25 protein-coding genes, 3 pseudogenes and 1 riboswitch are annotated in these 15,977 nt (G+C 46.4%); of the genes and pseudogenes, 26 read left to right on the top strand and 2 right to left on the bottom strand.

The genetic code is table 11. The features are described from left to right. The 26 genes and pseudogenes from IPL83_06105 (at nt 1) to IPL83_06230 (ending at nt 14,783) form a co-directional block, all read left to right on the top strand. Nucleotides 1-847: pseudogene (locus tag IPL83_06105) on the top strand (molybdopterin-dependent oxidoreductase). Continuing rightward, on the top strand, nt 820-1,494 hold the full coding sequence (locus tag IPL83_06110) for a molybdopterin-dependent oxidoreductase (protein ID MBK9038726.1): 675 nt from the start codon (nt 820-822) through the stop codon (nt 1,492-1,494). Before IPL83_06105 ends, IPL83_06110 begins: the two are co-directional and overlap by 28 nt. Before the next feature lie 134 nt (nt 1,495-1,628). Continuing rightward, on the top strand, nt 1,629-1,877 hold the full coding sequence (locus tag IPL83_06115) for a hypothetical protein (protein ID MBK9038727.1): 249 nt from the start codon (nt 1,629-1,631) through the stop codon (nt 1,875-1,877). Between the two features lie 77 nt (nt 1,878-1,954). Then, the gene (locus IPL83_06120; GenBank protein MBK9038728.1) at nt 1,955-2,128 is read left to right on the top strand and encodes a hypothetical protein; all 174 of its coding nucleotides are present in this window, start codon (nt 1,955-1,957) and stop codon (nt 2,126-2,128) included. A gap of 28 nt (nt 2,129-2,156) precedes the next feature. Then, entirely contained in the window at nt 2,157-2,741 is a 585-nt protein-coding gene (locus IPL83_06125) for a hypothetical protein (GenBank protein ID MBK9038729.1), read from the top strand. Between the two features lie 156 nt (nt 2,742-2,897). After that, a pseudogene (locus IPL83_06130) lies at nt 2,898-4,028 on the top strand (4Fe-4S dicluster domain-containing protein). A 23-nt stretch (nt 4,029-4,051) separates the two neighbouring features. Continuing rightward, nucleotides 4,052-4,432, top strand: a complete 381-nt coding sequence (locus IPL83_06135; protein MBK9038730.1) for a hypothetical protein — start codon at nt 4,052-4,054, stop codon at nt 4,430-4,432. After that, nucleotides 4,365-4,901: a hypothetical protein gene (locus IPL83_06140; GenBank protein MBK9038731.1), complete on the top strand. Its 537-nt coding sequence runs from the start codon at nt 4,365-4,367 to the stop codon at nt 4,899-4,901. The genes IPL83_06135 and IPL83_06140 overlap by 68 nt, the downstream gene beginning before the upstream one ends. A 3-nt stretch (nt 4,902-4,904) precedes the next feature. Beyond that, nucleotides 4,905-5,597: a molecular chaperone TorD family protein gene (locus IPL83_06145; protein MBK9038732.1), complete on the top strand. Its 693-nt coding sequence runs from the start codon at nt 4,905-4,907 to the stop codon at nt 5,595-5,597. 8 nt (nt 5,598-5,605) lie between these two features. Further along, nucleotides 5,606-5,750, top strand: a riboswitch (molybdenum cofactor riboswitch). Further along, nucleotides 5,724-6,727: pseudogene (moaA, locus tag IPL83_06150) on the top strand (GTP 3',8-cyclase MoaA). Its footprint overlaps the riboswitch before it by 27 nt. Then, nucleotides 6,690-7,280: a cyclic pyranopterin monophosphate synthase MoaC gene (gene moaC, locus IPL83_06155; GenBank protein MBK9038733.1), complete on the top strand. Its 591-nt coding sequence runs from the start codon at nt 6,690-6,692 to the stop codon at nt 7,278-7,280. The pseudogene moaA and the gene moaC overlap by 38 nt, the downstream one beginning before the upstream one ends. 41 nt (nt 7,281-7,321) lie before the next feature. Then, complete coding sequence (locus IPL83_06160) at nt 7,322-7,756, top strand: MogA/MoaB family molybdenum cofactor biosynthesis protein (protein MBK9038734.1); 435 nt, start codon at nt 7,322-7,324, stop codon at nt 7,754-7,756. A 167-nt stretch (nt 7,757-7,923) separates the two neighbouring features. Continuing rightward, on the top strand, nt 7,924-8,427 hold the full coding sequence (locus tag IPL83_06165; protein ID MBK9038735.1) for a hypothetical protein: 504 nt from the start codon (nt 7,924-7,926) through the stop codon (nt 8,425-8,427). After that, a complete protein-coding gene (locus IPL83_06170) occupies nt 8,378-8,887 on the top strand; it encodes a hypothetical protein (GenBank protein MBK9038736.1) in 510 nt (169 codons plus the stop codon). Before IPL83_06165 ends, IPL83_06170 begins: the two co-directional genes overlap by 50 nt. Beyond that, nucleotides 8,884-9,060 carry a hypothetical protein gene (locus tag IPL83_06175; GenBank protein MBK9038737.1) on the top strand — a complete coding sequence of 59 codons (177 nt, stop codon included), beginning with the start codon at nt 8,884-8,886 and terminating at the stop codon, nt 9,058-9,060. Before IPL83_06170 ends, IPL83_06175 begins: the two co-directional genes overlap by 4 nt. Further along, the gene (locus IPL83_06180; protein MBK9038738.1) at nt 9,014-9,415 is read left to right on the top strand and encodes a hypothetical protein; all 402 of its coding nucleotides are present in this window, start codon (nt 9,014-9,016) and stop codon (nt 9,413-9,415) included. The genes IPL83_06175 and IPL83_06180 overlap by 47 nt, the downstream gene beginning before the upstream one ends. Nucleotides 9,416-9,422: 7 nt before the next feature. Next, nucleotides 9,423-10,040: a hypothetical protein gene (locus tag IPL83_06185; protein MBK9038739.1), complete on the top strand. Its 618-nt coding sequence runs from the start codon at nt 9,423-9,425 to the stop codon at nt 10,038-10,040. Then, nucleotides 10,037-10,207 carry a hypothetical protein gene (locus IPL83_06190; protein ID MBK9038740.1) on the top strand — a complete coding sequence of 57 codons (171 nt, stop codon included), beginning with the start codon at nt 10,037-10,039 and terminating at the stop codon, nt 10,205-10,207. The genes IPL83_06185 and IPL83_06190 overlap by 4 nt, the downstream gene beginning before the upstream one ends. Continuing rightward, entirely contained in the window at nt 10,158-10,424 is a 267-nt protein-coding gene (locus tag IPL83_06195) for a hypothetical protein (GenBank protein ID MBK9038741.1), read from the top strand. The genes IPL83_06190 and IPL83_06195 overlap by 50 nt, the downstream gene beginning before the upstream one ends. Nucleotides 10,425-10,523: 99 nt before the next feature. Then, a complete protein-coding gene (locus tag IPL83_06200; GenBank protein MBK9038742.1) occupies nt 10,524-10,844 on the top strand; it encodes a molybdenum cofactor biosynthesis protein MoaE in 321 nt (106 codons plus the stop codon). After that, a complete protein-coding gene (locus IPL83_06205) occupies nt 10,837-11,016 on the top strand; it encodes an NTP transferase domain-containing protein (GenBank protein MBK9038743.1) in 180 nt (59 codons plus the stop codon). The genes IPL83_06200 and IPL83_06205 overlap by 8 nt, the downstream gene beginning before the upstream one ends. Further along, nucleotides 10,988-11,491 (top strand): NTP transferase domain-containing protein, encoded by a 504-nt coding sequence (locus tag IPL83_06210; GenBank protein MBK9038744.1) that lies wholly within the window; start codon nt 10,988-10,990, stop codon nt 11,489-11,491. Before IPL83_06205 ends, IPL83_06210 begins: the two co-directional genes overlap by 29 nt. After that, entirely contained in the window at nt 11,492-11,890 is a 399-nt protein-coding gene (locus IPL83_06215; protein ID MBK9038745.1) for a hypothetical protein, read from the top strand. It begins immediately after the preceding gene. After that, on the top strand, nt 11,856-13,670 hold the full coding sequence (locus tag IPL83_06220) for a hypothetical protein (protein ID MBK9038746.1): 1,815 nt from the start codon (nt 11,856-11,858) through the stop codon (nt 13,668-13,670). Before IPL83_06215 ends, IPL83_06220 begins: the two co-directional genes overlap by 35 nt. 17 nt (nt 13,671-13,687) lie before the next feature. Then, a complete protein-coding gene (locus tag IPL83_06225; protein MBK9038747.1) occupies nt 13,688-14,539 on the top strand; it encodes a HesA/MoeB/ThiF family protein in 852 nt (283 codons plus the stop codon). A 31-nt stretch (nt 14,540-14,570) separates the two neighbouring features. Further along, the gene (locus IPL83_06230) at nt 14,571-14,783 is read left to right on the top strand and encodes a rhodanese-like domain-containing protein (GenBank protein MBK9038748.1); all 213 of its coding nucleotides are present in this window, start codon (nt 14,571-14,573) and stop codon (nt 14,781-14,783) included. On the opposite strand, the gene IPL83_06235 is transcribed toward IPL83_06230, so the two are convergent. Continuing rightward, a complete protein-coding gene (locus tag IPL83_06235; protein ID MBK9038749.1) occupies nt 14,780-15,217 on the bottom strand; it encodes a hypothetical protein in 438 nt (145 codons plus the stop codon). The genes IPL83_06230 and IPL83_06235 overlap by 4 nt on opposite strands. A 73-nt stretch (nt 15,218-15,290) precedes the next feature. Next, nucleotides 15,291-15,758 carry a hypothetical protein gene (locus IPL83_06240; protein MBK9038750.1) on the bottom strand — a complete coding sequence of 156 codons (468 nt, stop codon included), beginning with the start codon at nt 15,756-15,758 and terminating at the stop codon, nt 15,291-15,293. Between the last annotated feature and the right edge of the window lie 219 nt (nt 15,759-15,977).

Here is a 15,977-nt window from a genome sequence, read left to right on the forward strand (position 1 = left end):
CACTTATTCTGGAGATTCGGGCACTCAATTTTTGAATAAGCAGGGCTATGATGAATCCATGGTTCATGCGATTCACGGTGCGGGAGTCGAAACGATCAAGGTTCGCGGAGGAATGGCCCTTCTCGGTGCGACTCGGATTTTTGGTCTTTATCGGTTTGCAAATATGTTGGCTCTTCTGGACGCAAAATTCGTGGTGTGGGTCCAGATAAGGCGGTGGGCGCCAGAGGCTGGGACAGTTACAGTTGGCACACGGATCTCCCCCTGGGCACCATGGTGACGGGAGCTCAAACAAATGACTTGATCTCTCTGCGACAGAACATGAAGCTCATCTTGGTCTGGGGAATGAATTGGATTACAACTAAAATGCCCGATTCCCATTGGTTAACGGAGAAGCTCGTCTGAAGGGAACCAAAGTGGTCACTGTAACGGTCGAATACAGTGCAACTGCAACCAAGGCAGATGAGGCCGTCATTATCAGGCCAGGAAGTGATCCAGCCTTCGCTTTGGGACTTGCTCAGGTCATTATCGCTAAAAACTTATACGATCCAGATTTCGTCCGTGGGAGCACGGATTTGCCTTTTCTCGTGCGTATGGATAATCTTCAACCACTGCGCCTGAAGAAGTCCTGCCAGGATACAAAGCGCCTGAATTAAAGTCGCTCAGATTTTTGAAACTCGGAGAAAAGGCTCCAGGTGGATTGTTGCAAAAAGAGCAGATGGCTCCGGAAGCCATGCGCGATGATTTCCACCCTCATGTGGTTTTTGATAAAAAGAAAAGGAATTTCACGCAATCACGCGGGATGAGTTTGGAAAGAACTTTTTGGAACTGGGTCTCGATCCCGACCTGACTTACCAGAACATGGTGACTCTTGCAGATGGAAAAAAAATTAAAGTCAGAACTGTATTTGGAATGACAGTTGAGTATCTCAACAAAAATTTTACTCCTGAAAAGACTTCGATCGTAACAGGAGCGCCAGCCAAGGCTATTGTCTCGCTTGCAACGGATATCGCCAAGAATAAAGAAACGACACTCTTTGCTTGTGGCATGGGACCAAATCAATTTTTTAACGCTGATTTAAAGGATAGGGCGATTTTTCTGGTAGCTGCTTTGACTCGCAATGTTGGCTTTCCCGGAGGAAATGTTGGCAGTTATGCGGGTAACTATCGAGTTGCTCTCATTGGCGGGGAACCTCTCTATGTTCTAGAGGATCCCTTTAATCCTCAGTTGAAAGCGGGCGAAAAGGTTCCTCTAAAGAAGACATTTCATTATGAGTCTCTTCATTACTTCAACTACGGGGATCGGCCCCTAAGAAAAGGCAATAAGCTTTTCACAGGGGAGGGACACACTCCTGCTCCAACGAAGGCGATGTGGCTGAACAATTCCAATTCAGTGATTGGAAATATTAAGTGGCATTTCGATGTTGTGAACAACACACATTGCCTAAAGTTGAATTCCATTTTGTTATGCAGATTGGTGGTGGACGGGGTCTTGTGAATATGCAGATCTTGTGTTCGCCTGCGATAGTTGGGCGGAGTTCAAGCAACCAGATTTGACGGCATCTTGCACCAATCCCTTCGTGCAGGTATTTCCCACGAACGCCGCTCCCACGCATTTTGACACTGAGAACGATGTCAACATTATTGCCAATGTTTCTAAGGCTCTCGGCAAGTTGGTCGGTGAGCCTCGCACATGGAGCAAATGTAAAATTTGTCCTTGAAGGTAAAGTTGAAGAATATTTGCAGCGAATTGTGGATGGCTCCTTTACTTTGAATGGATATAAATTTAAGGATCTTGAGGCCAAAGGCAAAGGAAGGGTTCAGCCTGATGAACAATCGAACCTATCCTCGGATTTCTTCCTACGAGCAAGCAAAGTCTGAGGTACCGTGGCATTACCAAGTCTGGTCATCTGGAGTTTTATCGACCAGAGCCAGAGTTCTTGAGCATGGAGAAAATATTGTCGTTTACCGGAGAGCCGATCCGATTCTACCACTATAGGCCAAACGTCATTGTTGGACAGCGGCACGAAGGCATTCGGCCAAAGGGTCCAGAGCAGTATGGTTTAAAGCGCAGTGATCTCTCTGTTGAAAGTCGACAAGTCAGAAACGTGCAAATGACAGGGGGCAGTTAGTAAAATCAAAGCATCGCTTAAAATTAAAATGTACACTCACGTATATCACACGCCCAAATATCGTCATGGTGCGCACCACAGCTGTCGATACCGATTTTACTTCAGTTTGGTTTGGACCATTCGGAGATGTCTATCGTCGCGACAAACGGATGCCATCGGTCGTGGAGGGCTAGATATCAATCCCCGCGATGCAAGAAAATTGGGAATTGACGATGGTGACTACGTCTACATCGATGCTGATCCAGAAGATCGTCCTTTCCGGGGGGCAAAGAAGGGAACTGAGGAGTATAAGGTTGCACGACTGATGCTGCGTGCTCGCTATTATCCCGGCACTCCTCCAGGAGTGGCTCGCACTTGGCACAACATGTATGGTGCGACTTACTCGACGGTGAAAGCCCATGAAAGCCGCAAAGATGGTCTCGCAAAAAGCGAAGAGACCAATTACCAGTCTATGTATCGCTATGGAAGCCACCAGAGTGCAACGCGGGCTTGGCTGAGACCCACATTGATGACTGATACTCTTGTGCACAAAGGAATGTTTGGACAGCAGATTGAAAGGGATTTGCCTCGGACATTCATTGCCCTGTTGGAGCGCCTCGCGAGTCCTTTGTAAAGATCACTAAGGCGGAGAGTGGAGGCATGGACGGAAAAGGCAAGTGGCGTCCCGTCGCACTGGGTTTTCGGCCGACTTACGAAAATAAGGCGATGACAGAGTATGTCAAAGGAAAATTTCTTAAGAAAAAATCATAAGTAAGAGTGGGAGATAATCATGGCAAAGGTGAAGAACTGGCAAATTAATCGAGAAATGGAATATCCTTACGAGGAACACCATCCAAAGCGGCAGTGGTCCATCGTTTTTGACCTGAACAAATGCATTGCCTGTCAGACATGTTCCCTCGCTTGCAAGACAACTTGGACCAGCGGTAAGGGACAAGAATATATGTTTTGGAACAATGTGGAGACAAAACCTTATGGGTCGTATCCACTGGCATGGGACTTTCGGGTTTTAGAGCAGCTAGGGCAACAGGAATGGAAAAAGAAAGAGCCTTATTACGGAAAGACAATTTTTGAGGCTGCACAGCCTGAAGAAATCGCCGCTCATTTTGAACCAAAAGATGAGGATTGGATGTATCCGAATATGGGCGAAGATGATTGCGCTGGAACAGTTGTCGGCGGGGATCATATTTCAATGCCTCATAATAAATGGTTCTTTTATCTTCCCCGGACCTGTGCTCATTGTACCTATCCGGCCTGTTTGGCGGCTTGTCCCAGAAAGGCGATTTACAAGAGGGAAGAAGATGGCATTGTGCTCATTGATCAGTCCAGATGCAAAGGCTATGGCGAATGCGTTAGGGCCTGTCCCTACAAGAAATCAATGTACAACACCTATACGCGGGTCAGTGAGAAGTGCGTTGGTTGTTACCCTGCTGTTGAGCAAGGTTATCAACCGATGTGTGTGCAAAATTGCATTGGCAAAATTAGGATCATGGGTTTTATAAATCCTCCTTGGAAAGCCTGAAACGATAATCCCGTCGATTATTTAGTTCATAAGAAGGGTATCGCTTTGCCGTACTACCCTCAGTTGGGACTTGAAACAAATATTTATTATATTCCGCCCATTCATGCCGATCGAAACTATTTAACTCAAATGTTTGGACCAAATGTAGAAACGGCAATTAACAACTATCAGTCCTTGAGAGATGATCCTGTTGCTCAGGGGCTTTTGGTGCTCATGGGTAGCAGTGATCGCATTCTTCATCGCTTTGATGTCGTAAAAGGCTGGGCGACGGGCTACGACGAGAAAGGCGATAAAATTGTGAGCGTTCCAGTTAATGAAGCTTTGATTGAACGTCCGGCGTTTGATGAAGCGAGGGGATTAATTCGAGGAAATACTCCTTAGGTCGAAGACGAAAGGTGAGTGGAATGAAAAATACTATGGTGAGAACAATTGCGTTTGCTATGTGTTGTGGTTTCTTTGTTGGATCTTCCGGAGCCGATATTTTGGCAAAAAATGTGAAGGCAGATCTGTCAAAAATATCTCAGGCTGATTCTCTCTGGAAGGATGCAAAACAAGAAGAAGTGTCCTTGATGGCTCAGCCCATGGTTGCCCCGAGACCAAAGACGACATCGACTCCAGCGCTGAGGGTTCAGGCAGTTCATGAGGAAAATGGATTTCTTTTCGCTTGCGTTGGGCAGACAAGCAGCGACGAAGGCGGAAAGACAATGGAGTTTTCTGATGCTCTCGCCATTCAGTTTCCCGGCAATGAGGGGCCCCACCGCCGATTTTATGGGAACCAAAGATAGTCCGGTTCATATTTTTCATTGGCGTGCTCAGTATCAGTATGATCAAGAGCATGGGAAAAAGGAGATGAAGGACATTTATCCGAACATGAGTATCGATATCTATCCGATGGAGTTTGCAGACATGGGGTCTCTCAAAGGCGTTACCGAGGCAAAGAGAGAACAGTTTTCATACGGCCGAGCCGCTGGAAATCCTCAGTCTTACAGAAAAAATTCGGTCGACGAGATCTTTGCAGAAGGGTTTAGCACGAGCGCCGTGATCGAAAGTCCGCATTCTTATGGGAAGGGTGAGTGGAAAAATGGAGAATGGACTTTGATACTCGGAAGACAAATGACAACTGAGATTGGCTCGAAACTAAGTGCTGGAAACGACAGCAACGTGGCATTTGCCATTTGGGAGGGCGGTCATGGTGAAGTCGGATCGAGAAAGTCTGTTACGATGTCTTGGACCCCTCTAAAAATCGAGAAGTAAAAAATGAACATGAATGATAGTACTTTTAGAATATCTGAATTTGTGCTCGCCTCTTTATTGACCTCCTATCCAGACGACGGCTTTGCGGAAGATGTGAAGCTTGTTTTGGATCAAGAGCCTGACATTGTAACAACTGTGTTGCGACAGCGAATGGTTGATATTTTGCGGAGTGAGGAGATGGATGATCTTCGCTCGGAGTATTTGGCGCTTTTTGATAGTGGTCGAGGCATTGCACCTCTTTATGAGACCGAGTATGGGAGACAGCGAGCTCTTTTTAAGGCCAATGAGTTGGCGGCCATATCTGGCTTTTACCATGCTTTTGGATTTGAGTTGGGCGGAGAAGACAGTCTGAGAGAAATGGCTGATCATATTTCTGTAGAACTAGAGTTCTACGCGCTCCTACTCATGAAGCAAAGTAGTCTTGAGGATATTGGCGACAAGGAAGGAGTCGAAATTGTCTCTTCGGCTCGCAAGAAGTTTTTGCGTGATCATGTGGGCAGGTTTGTTCCCTCGATTTTGGAACGACCGGGCGTTAGCGAGAGCGAGACATACGGAGATATTCTTCGATTCTGTGATCAATTGCTACGAACCGAATGCTCGGAGCTTGGAGTTTCCCCAGATAAGGCGAATTGGATTGAAGGGGAGCAGGGCGACGCCGAAGTCACTTGCGGAGTTGAAGCGGGCTGTGCTAAGTAGACCAAAATAGAATAACGAGTTCTCGAATTCTTTCACCTAAATCGATCTTTTGGCAGGGTGGCTGAATCGTCCGAAGTAACAGAATCGGACTGGGGTCTGGAGCGGAAACCCTTAGGCCTCCCTTGTTTGGAAAGGGGATATGGAAAGTTACGTGTAACGGATTCATTTTCTAGACAGTTTCGGTATTTGCGACTTTCGGTCACCGATGTGGTGTAATTTCGCTGCACATATTGTTTGCCTGATGGATATCAGAAGACCCATGAGACTCGCGAAAGTGAGATGACAGTCAAAGAGATTCGAAAGCTCTGTGAGGGTTTTGATCTCTTGGGTTTTGAAAAAATCCGCCTGACGGGTGGCGAACCAACTCTTCGAAAAGACCTTATCGACATTGTCTCTGCTGTTTCGGATCTGTCCAATTTAAAAATTTTGGCTCTCTCCACAAACGGTCACAATCTTGACAAGCTGGCTCGACCACTTCGTGAGGCTGGGGTGAATGCGCTGAATGTGAGCCTGGATAGTTTGGATCCTGTTCGCTTCAAAGCGGTGACGGGCAGTGGGCGTTTTGATTCGGTGATGAGGGGAATCGAGTCAGCTCTTGAGAGCGGATATGATTCAGTCAAGGTTAACGCGGTATTGCTTCGCGGAATTACTGAATTGGATATTTCGGGCTTTATTGAATGGGTCAGACGAGACCTATTTCTGTTCGATTCATTGAACTGATGCGCACAGGTCGAAACCTTGAATTGTTTGAAAAAAGGCATTTCAGCGGATCGGAGCTGCAGTTGATTTTAGGCCAAAATGGCTGGACGGCCGTCGAGCGCAGGAGTTTAGCGGGACCTGCTGTTGAATTTTGTCATCCGGATTATCTGGGTCGTATTGGCTTGATTGCCCCATATTCTAAGGATTTTTGCAATACCTGTAATCGATTGCGGGTCTCCTCCCCGTGGGGTTTGCGATTATGTCTTTTTGGCGAAGGTGATTATTCACTTCTGCACTATTTGGATCAAGACGGCTCTGCAGAGCTTGTGGCAGAGGAAGTGAGGTCTCAGATTCAAATGAAACCTTCTTCTCATTTCTTAAAGCAGGGAAAATATGGAAATACATGGAACCTCTCCTCAATTGGTGGCTAATTTTAAAATGATTGATGTGGGACAAAAAATGGATACTCGCCGGCGTGCGCTGGCTAGCGGTCATTTTTTCGCACGCAAAGAGACTATTCGTCAAATTGTTGAAAAAAAAATACCAAAAGGAGATGCCATCGCCTTGGCTGAGGTCGCGGGCATTCAGGCTGCGAAAAATACGGCCTCTCTGTTGCCACTTTGTCATCCTCTGCCACTTCATTCTGTTCGGGTTTGGACTGAGCTGAAGGAAGACTCGATCATTGTTTTTTGTGAGGCCATTACCACGGGAAAACGGGTGGAAATGGAAGCGCTCACGGGGGTGAGTACGGCTCTTCTTTGTATATATGATTTAACAAAGGTCATTGATCCTGTCCTTCGTATTGGAAATATTCAACTGGAGTTGAAGGAAGGAGGAAAATCGGGATTTTGGGAAAATCCTCATCGCAGTCAGTCTCGAGACATACCTGAGGTTGCCTCGTTGGCCGCAATCGTCCCTGCCACTTCACTCTGCTCTCACTCTCAAGATTTTAGGAAAATGCGTGTGTTTACTGACAGTCAGTGATCGCTGTTCACGGGGAGGGCGAGGACAAGTCTGGTCCAGTGATGCAGGATTGGTTTGGCGCGAAGGGAGCAGAAATCCTGGCTCGCTCGATCGTTCCAGATGAGGTCGGTGAGATAGAAATGACCATTGAGAATTGGATGAAAAATGAACGTCCTCATTTGATTATCAGTAGTGGAGGAACGGGACTCGCGCCGAGAGATGTGACTCCAGATGCTTTACTTCGATTGAAAGATCGCTTTCGGGGCAGAGAAATTTCTGGAGTTGGAGAATTATTGCGCTCATCGGGTTCTTTGAAAACAGCCATGTCTTGGTTGAGCCGGTCTCTGGGATTGCAAATTCTTGACTCAATTATCATCGCTCTCCCAGGGAGTCCAAAGGCTGTTCGAGAGGGATTGGATGCTCTCGCTCCACTTTTGGCGCATATGATTCACATTCAGAAGGGTGGAGATCATGTTCGAGAGAACCGAACAGTTTAGTTTTCGAAATTTAGTGACTCGTAATATTTTTGGTTCCTTTCGGATTCGGCCGTCCTCTTTCCCTTTGCTTGTGCTCTTTGGGGGCGAAAGGAACTCTGTCTCCCGTCATGCTTTTTTGAGTGCGGGCTTGACCCATATTTTTTGCGGGATATTTTTTTCGGATTCCAATGCCAGTTCAACCCCTCAAATCCATCACGATTGCGGCACTCGCAGTGGGTGCCACTGGCTCAGAGATAAGGGTGAGTGCTGCCTCCTTGGGCCTCATTTGTCTTTTGCTTAACCTGTGTCGGTTTGATTCCCTTATGGAGCGGATACCCATTCGGATCATTCATCAGGTTCAGCTGGGACTTGGTGTCCTGCTCCTGCTCCAGGGCTGGCGAACCTTGGGATCTGGAACTGAGTCTGTTGTGGTTTTTGCAATTGTTCTGAGTGCACTTTTTTTGTTGTTACCCGAATGGAGGGACTTCCTTAATGGGTCTTTTGCTGTGGCAGGCATGGTCTATGTGGGGGCACACAGCTTTATGCAGGGAAATCCCTTGAGAGAGAGTTTGCAAAAATACGGAAGAGCTGCGTCCCTTGATTGTTTTAGGATTGGTTCTTCCGCAGCTTGCCTTGACGTTCATGAACTCTGTTCTTGGCACCCAGGCAGCTGCAAAAGTTTATTTTCCTGAGAGTTCAAGCCGAGTGACCGTGCGTTCACTGCTTGGTTTTATTGGACTAGGAAATATTCTTGTCGCGGCAGTTGGGGGACTTCCTTTTTGTCACGGAAGCGGAGGATTGACGGCGCACGTGAAGGGAGGCTCGTCCAAGTGGTGGTCTAACTTAATCATTGGTGGTTTTTTGCTTCTGCTTGCGGCTCAATCTTGGTTCTTAGGATCTGCGAACCTTGAGGTCCCGGTAATTTTGGTGGGGTCTTTGTTGTTTGCCACTGGGGTTCATAATTTTTCACTGGTTCGTGAAACGGCATTGGTCAATTCAGGTCGTTTGCGTCTTGGCTTTGCCTTTTTTTTAGCTTTCATCAAACAAAATTTATTATGGGTCCTGGTGGGTGCTCTATTTTTGGAAGCAATAGAGTTTATTTTAGGATTTTTCGGAAAGAGGTCGCCTCCTCCACAGAACTGGAAAGAATGATATCTTACAATGAAGCCGTAGCTGTTTTAAAGGAAATTGCACTTCAATCTCCCGTCAAGGAGGAAGAGTGCTCGCTTCGATTGGCCACAGGGAGGGTTTTGAGCCGGGAGGTAGTGGGATTTGAAGATGTCCCACATTTTGATAATTCTGCAATGGATTGGTTTTGTCCCTGAGTCTCAAGGGGAGACTCAAGATGCTTCGGAGAGCAATCTCTTTCGCGTTCCCGTATCAACTTTTTTAGCGGCAGGAGATGTCTTCGAACTCAATTCTCAAATTGATCAATTGGCATCCATTGAAATCATGACGGGGGCGCCTTTGCCAAAAGGGAAATTTGATAGTGTGGTGAGAATTGAGGACGTTGAGGTTCTTCTCAGAAACGGCGAGAAAGAAATAGTTCTTCATAGGCCGCTCCGCCATTTGGAAAATGTACGATTGCAGGGGAGTGATTTTCGTGCGGGCGATAGGATCGCTCAAAAGGGAGAATTCATCGGGGCCCAGCATCTCATGGCTTTTCGAGTCTGGGCATAGATAAAGTTTGGACGAGAAAGCCCTCAAGGTGGCAGTTCTAGCGACGGGCAAGGAATTGATAGAGATTGGCCGAGAGCGCACAAATTCTGCTCAAATATGGAATTCATCCGGCCCTCTGCTAATGGCGGCATTGAAGGAATTGGGTTGTGAAGGAGTGGACCTGGGAATTGTGGCCGATGATGAGCCCGAAACATTTAAGTCCCTTCTGAGGCAGGGCTTGCAAGAGGGCGTAGATTTGTTTCTCAGCACGGGAGCCGTTTCAAAGGGTAAACACGATTTTGTCGTCGAAGCGCTCAAGGAAGTGGGTGCAGTGGTTCATTTTCATAAAGCTGCGATTCGACCTGGAAAGCCGATTTGCTTTGCTGAATTTCCAGACGAGAAGGCTGCATTCTTTGGATTGCCCGGAAACCCAGTCTCTACAGTTGTGGGTTTTCGTTTTTTTGTTGAACCTTATCTTCGTGCTCGTCTTGGATTGGGGATGGAGAGAGGAGTGGGAGCAGGCTTAGATAAGGATGCAAAAAAACCGGAAGGATTGCGATGTTTTTACAAGGGGAGAGCTTACCTTACTTCTGATAACGAAATTCAGGTAGAGAGATTCTGGAGGGACAAGCCTCTTACGTCGTGAGCAGTCTCCTTTCAGCTAACTGCTGGGTGGTGCTTCCTGAGGAAGGGTCTTCACTTTTGGCTGGGTCTCGAGTACAAATTTTCCGCTGGATTATTCATTTCGAAAGGGAATTTTGTCATGATCTCGATCGATCTTCGATTATTTGGATCTTTTCGAAAATACAGTGACCATCCGATCATCAATATAGAGCTGTTATCAAAATGTGATGTTTTGGCATTAAAGCAAATCATTGCCGGGCGCCTGAAACAGATAAAGCCTGATCTGGGTGAGCCTGACTTGGTTTTTGACTCTGCTCTTGCCAATGAAAGAGAGATTCTAAAGGATCAGGATGAAATCACTCAGTCTTGCACTCTGGCAATTTTGCCTCCAGTGTGTGGAGGGTAGAATGATGACTGAGCCTATTTTATGTAAGATCACGAGCAGAGGTAATTTGTGAAGACGAAGTCTTTCAATTTGTAAAGACACCTCAGCATGGTGGAATGAATTTCTTTTGGTGCTGTTCGGGATTTTAATGGTGGCAAGAATGTTGTTGCAGTTAGCTATGATGCTTTTGAACCCCTAGCTGAGCAAGTTTTTCGGGACATTGCGGGAGAGGCTTGCCAGAAGTGGGGAAATGAGCTTCGTATTTACATCGTGCATCGTGTGGGAAAATTGCTTTGCGGAGATACCAGTGTTGGAATCGGCGTGAGTTCGCGACATCGTGACGAACCTATCAGGCCTCCAGTTATGTCATTGAAAATATCAAGCACCGAGCTCCAATATGGAAAAAGGAATTTTATGAAAATGGAGAAACGGAATGGTTGAAGGGTCACGCCTTGTGTCAGCGTACCCACGGAGCGAGTCAAACGCCGGAGCTTCGATGAGGGGTTGGGGCGTTGTTTTGGCCGGTGGCAAGTCCACACGTATGGGACAAGATAAGAGAACTTTGAGTTGGCAGGGAGAAACACTTGACCCGGTCAAAGCGAATTTTGTCTGAGGTCGTTGGGGCTGAGAGAGTATTAGTCAGTGGGGGCCCTCCCGGCTCTGATTCCTGTCCCGATTTGATAGCGGAGCTGGGGCCTTTGGGAGGGCTCTATTCAATCTTGGAGAGGCTAAAAGATGAGGGGGAAACTTGGATTCTTTTTATTCCAGTAGATATGCCTTTGATCAAAACTGATCTTTTGTCGTTTTTAGTGAGGGAGTGGGAGAGGCTTTTGATTGATCAGGCCAAGGCCGAGACCTGCGGTCTGCAGTTTGAAGGCTTTGAGCTCCCAACAGTTTTACGAGTTGATTCTAAGTTAAGGAATATTATTTCCTCTCTCTGTGATCCTGGGACAGCGGAGGGACAGCGATCCTTTAAAAATTTGAAATTTTGTATAAATATGAAATCAGTCGCGATCCCGGCAGATAGGCAGACCGCGTTCGTGAATATCAACAACAAAGACGATTGGATGAGTCTTCAGGGAGGATAGATGAACTTGCGGTTTGATGAGGAGGGCCTTCGAGTGAGATTGCTGCCAAAGGAGCTTCACCAATTTGCTTTGGAAAAAAAGCTTGTTGCTCAATTTCCTGTGACTTCTGAAGCAAAGCTTCGATTGGAGCTGGAAATTGCCCCGGCCCTTTGCTTGAAGGCGGATGGACTAAGAATTTTGGTGGGAATTCCAGTGGGCTACGTACAACAGCTTTCAAATGCGATTCAATCGGCAAATAAATCATCTCTCGAAGTCCACGAGAAGATTTCAGGAGTTAGCCTTTCAATTGAAGTTGATTACTTTGAGGCCCGAAAGGATAATCGTGAACAGGGTAAATTGTCTTGTAGAAAGCAGTGGGGATTCGATGTCGGATATAGATCCTATAAAGAAAAAGTGTGATCCAAGGGATATTGCGTTCAAGGCGCTTTTTTTGGGTGCACAGGCTGAGAATGGACCCTGGTTTCAGAAAAAGTGGCAAGAGATTTTGGCGCGTTGGATAGAGTGGAGAAAGGATTTGTTTCCTGAGGATGGTCCTGTCATATCCAAGGACGATCAGAGAGTCAGTCAATTTCAAAAATCACAATCAGAAATTGATGTCTATGTCGATCGATTGTTTCACCTGTTGGAGGGAGAAACTCCCAAATTTACTCCCCGTTATCTCGGACACATGGTTTCAGAAACATCAATGCCAACTCTATTGGGTCATGTGACGGCTCTTTTGCATAATGCAAACAATACCTCAAAGGAATCTTCGAAAATTGACATCGAATTGGAAACCGAAGCCATTTGTGATTTGCTTAAAATGGTTGGATTTAATATCAAACAAGGTCAGGGACACTTTACCTCCGGCGGGACCCTTGCAAATCTGGAATCGATGTGGCGAGCTTTGTTTCGTTTGGATCGGAACATGGCATTGGGTTTGTATCTGATGGAGAGAGGTGCTTTTTCTCCAAATAAATCAGTTTATTCCTGGTCTTTGGGATGGAGTGAATTGGAGAAAATATGGCCACAGAGCGATGGTCGGGCAGTTGATTTGAGTGGATACAGTTTGTTGGAACAAGGTCCCTGGAAGTTCCAAGAAAACTTTGTTCGCGTGACAGGGAGATCCTTTCAGACACCCTTGATTGTCGTTCCAGCGAACCGTCATTTTTCTTGGCCAAAAATAATATCGATGTTGGGCCTCGGAGCTTCATCGCTCGTGGAGGTGCCACTTGATAGTGGCGGACGCATGAGCATCACGGACTTCAGGGAGATCATTTCTTCTGCTCTTTCGAATGGACAGCCTCTTCTCGGAGTTGTTTCCGTACTTGGCACCACGGAACTTGGAGCCGTGGATCCCGTCGATCAAATTCAGGATTATCTGGACGATCTGAAAAATCGCGTGGGTGTAGATATATGGCATCACGTGGATGCAGCATATGGCGGATATTTTGCCACGATGTCAGAGGGATCGGATCAAAGTCTGAGCCTAGGCTCGATTACAAGCAAGGCCATTTCCGCTCTGGGGCGAGTTCATTCCATTACCATCGATCCTCACAAGCTGGGTTATGTGCCTTACGCCTGTGGTGCTATTTTGACAAAGGACTTGCACCACTATCAAGTGAAATCATTTTCTGCTCCCTATTTGATGGGGTACAAGGCAAACCGATGGGCCTACACGATAGAGGGATCGCGTGCGGCGACTGGGGCCGCAGCCACTTGGATGGCCAATCGAACGCTTCCGTTAAATGCAGATGGGTATGGTCGGATTTTGGAGAAGGGAATTCGAGGGAGGAATCGCCTTTTACAATTGTTGGAAGTATTGAAGGAAGAGGTCATCATAGTTCCCTCGCATGATTTGAATTTGGTTTGTTTTAGCCTTGGTCGCAAGGGCGAAAAATTGTCGACAGTAAATGATCGCACTCTTCGTGTTTTTGAAAAGTTTGTTGCGAGTCCAACTTTTTCTGTCTCTAAAACGACGATGAAGAGGTCTTCCTACACGAAGTTGATCGATAAGATTCTTATCGACCAGCAGATCCAAGCTGACGATGATAATTTGGTGTGCCTAAGAGCTGTTTTGATGAATCCATTTACAAGTTCAAAGGAAAGCCGGGTTGATTTCCTTAGGGAATTTACAGAGGAATTAATGAGTCACAACAAACGAGTTTTGCTTGAAGTTGACTCGGAAAAGGGCGCTTGAGATGAATAGATCCTCAGATGAATAGATATATTCGTCAGACAGTTTTAAAAGATCTTGGCCCATCAGGGCAGAACGCACTCAGTGAGGCAAAAGTGCTGATCCTTGGCTGTGGAGGTCTCGGTTCTCCAATCGCTCTTTATTTGGCCGCAGCCGGAGTGGGTCGTATCGGATTGGTTGATGGGGATTTGGTGGAGCTGAGCAATCTTCAGCGCCAGATTCTTTATGCTGAGAAAGATGTCGGACGAGAGAAGAGTCTGGCCGCGACCGAACGGATCCGAAGTATTAATTCGAGTGTGAGAGTTGATACCTACTCCAGGAGATTCGAGGGGTCATGGGCTTTGGATGTTGTTCCAGATTATGATGTGCTTGTGGATGGCACAGACAATTTCTCTGCAAAATTCTTAATCAATGATGTTTCCCTCAAATTGCAGAAGCCTTTGGTTCACGGCTCAGTTTCAGAATTTGAAGGTCGCTTCGGGACGTTTTCAGGAAAGAAAGGTCCCTGTTACCGCTGTTTGTACCCCAAAAGCCCCAAGTCCTCGGTGCAAAATTGCCAGGAAGCCGGAGTGCTTGGTGCGGTCGTTGGAGTGGTTGGAGTTTGGCAGGCCCTGGAATGTCTTAAGGTCATATTGGACTTAGCAGGAATTGGGAGGCTGAATCCCGAATATGGCAGGATTTCAATTGTTGATTTTTTTGATAACAGCTTTCGGTCTCTTGAAGTTCCTCAAAGGGAAAACTGCCTTTGTCATCTGGATCCCTCCCAAATTGAAATACAGGAAGAAGCGCAGTTTCTCTGTGTGAGTTCTAAAACTTCACCAGCGAGCTTGTCATGGGCCGAGGCACAGGAACTAGAGGGCGCCCATCTTTAGATGTTCGGGAACTTTCGAAGTCAGTCAAGGTATGATTCCAGAAGCCCGGCATTGGCCCCTCAGTAAAATGGAAAACAATGAATTTCCGGCATTTATTAAAGATGGAGATCATTGGGTGGTGTATTGCGCTAGCGGGTTTCGATCTCAGCGTGCGGTGGCCTTCCTGGAGCAGCACAATCAAACTTTTTCGAAGGCGAGATTTTATAATTTGGCTGGCGGGATACTCTCCCTTCCAAGTTTCTAGAGAGCGAGAGTCTCCGTTTCTTTCGAGGGATCTCTCTTTTGGTGATCACGAAATGCGATCAAAGGTCGATGATCAAAATACTCGTCAAGGCCTGGGACTGATTTTGGAAGTCCTGTCATAGCTCCCATCCAGCTCTCTCGGGTTTCCATACAGAGAAATACGTTCCACGATCCCAGTTGTCGAAATTGGCTTAAGAGAAAGTCAAACATCTCACGTCGCAAGTCCTGATCGTATCTGTATTTTCCATCTTCGCTTCGAAACATTTCAGCTCGGGTCACATGTGATTTTGCCCCAAATCGTTCGCGCATCATATGCCTTTGCTCAGGCTGAAACCGCAGAGCTCCAAGCGACAAGCTCAATACTTCGTGGGGTTCAAAATACCTGGCTATGGTTTTAACGAGCTCACTGTAATTGTCCTTCCATTCGGGTGCCAAATCAAAGGATCTAGGTGGAAGCCTATTAAATAATCCTTATCACGGCACTTGCGAGCTGCCTCAAGCCGCTCAATCAAACTGGCGGTATCGAGCTCTTCACTGTCAATGATGGCAATGGATTCAACGACCAACTGACGATGATATTTTTCTCATGTTCTAAATCTAAAAACTGATCAACTTTATTTGACTTGGTTTTTAACTCCAAACGCCAATTCGGAACACTTCGAAAGAAGTTGATTAATTTACGCGAGTAAAGAGTCAAGTCGTCAAGACTGAGGCTGTCGGTCGTCTCACCAGTTCCAATGCGAATTTTTGCTTCTGCCTGTACTTTGGCAAAATCTTCGAGTTCGGCAATGGACTGTTCGATATTTGAATAAACAGACAAGACCGGAGTGTTGATATAACTTTGGAGATAACAATAGGTGCAATTCATGTCACATTGCAGGCCAAGATTGAGAACGAAGTAGTTGCAACAGGCCAGTCCTGGTTTTGCTCCGGGGCAACGTTTAAAAAAACGCCCCTTGAATTCATGAATGTACATGATTTTTTGCTGCGATTAAATTCTTCACTCGAGAGGTGATTTCCGACGAGCTGTTTGTGAGGAGTCGAGAAGACCCTTTCTATTTTTCTTCAGGAAAAAATTGAATCAGCTCGTTGCGCAACCTCAGAGCCCCAGGAGTCGTTGTGGATAAATACTTTCTCAAAATGATCGATGATTTGTTGGCGAGGTTTTAGGTTTTCCATAGAGCTTCCATTCCGT

It is taken from the genome of Bdellovibrionales bacterium (assembly GCA_016716765.1).
Lineage (GTDB): Bacteria > Bdellovibrionota > Bdellovibrionia > Bdellovibrionales > UBA1609 > JADJVA01.

Coding starts and splice junctions, on each gene's coding strand:
- IPL83_06115 (MBK9038727.1), top strand. CDS start 1,629: ATGTCAACATTATTGCCAATGTTTCTAAGGCTCTCGGCAAGTTGGTCG.
- IPL83_06125 (MBK9038729.1), top strand. CDS start 2,157: ATGTACACTCACGTATATCACACGCCCAAATATCGTCATGGTGCGCAC.
- IPL83_06135 (MBK9038730.1), top strand. CDS start 4,052: ATGAAAAATACTATGGTGAGAACAATTGCGTTTGCTATGTGTTGTGGT.
- IPL83_06140 (MBK9038731.1), top strand. CDS start 4,365: ATGCTCTCGCCATTCAGTTTCCCGGCAATGAGGGGCCCCACCGCCGAT.
- IPL83_06145 (MBK9038732.1), top strand. CDS start 4,905: ATGAACATGAATGATAGTACTTTTAGAATATCTGAATTTGTGCTCGCC.
- moaC (MBK9038733.1), top strand. CDS start 6,690: ATGGAAATACATGGAACCTCTCCTCAATTGGTGGCTAATTTTAAAATG.
- IPL83_06160 (MBK9038734.1), top strand. CDS start 7,322: ATGCAGGATTGGTTTGGCGCGAAGGGAGCAGAAATCCTGGCTCGCTCG.
- IPL83_06165 (MBK9038735.1), top strand. CDS start 7,924: ATGCCAGTTCAACCCCTCAAATCCATCACGATTGCGGCACTCGCAGTG.
- IPL83_06170 (MBK9038736.1), top strand. CDS start 8,378: ATGAACTCTGTTCTTGGCACCCAGGCAGCTGCAAAAGTTTATTTTCCT.
- IPL83_06175 (MBK9038737.1), top strand. CDS start 8,884: ATGATATCTTACAATGAAGCCGTAGCTGTTTTAAAGGAAATTGCACTT.
- IPL83_06180 (MBK9038738.1), top strand. CDS start 9,014: ATGTCCCACATTTTGATAATTCTGCAATGGATTGGTTTTGTCCCTGAG.
- IPL83_06195 (MBK9038741.1), top strand. CDS start 10,158: ATGATCTCGATCGATCTTCGATTATTTGGATCTTTTCGAAAATACAGT.
- IPL83_06205 (MBK9038743.1), top strand. CDS start 10,837: ATGGTTGAAGGGTCACGCCTTGTGTCAGCGTACCCACGGAGCGAGTCA.
- IPL83_06215 (MBK9038745.1), top strand. CDS start 11,492: ATGAACTTGCGGTTTGATGAGGAGGGCCTTCGAGTGAGATTGCTGCCA.
- IPL83_06220 (MBK9038746.1), top strand. CDS start 11,856: ATGTCGGATATAGATCCTATAAAGAAAAAGTGTGATCCAAGGGATATT.
- IPL83_06225 (MBK9038747.1), top strand. CDS start 13,688: ATGAATAGATATATTCGTCAGACAGTTTTAAAAGATCTTGGCCCATCA.
- IPL83_06230 (MBK9038748.1), top strand. CDS start 14,571: ATGATTCCAGAAGCCCGGCATTGGCCCCTCAGTAAAATGGAAAACAAT.
- IPL83_06240 (MBK9038750.1), bottom strand. CDS start 15,758: ATGTACATTCATGAATTCAAGGGGCGTTTTTTTAAACGTTGCCCCGGA.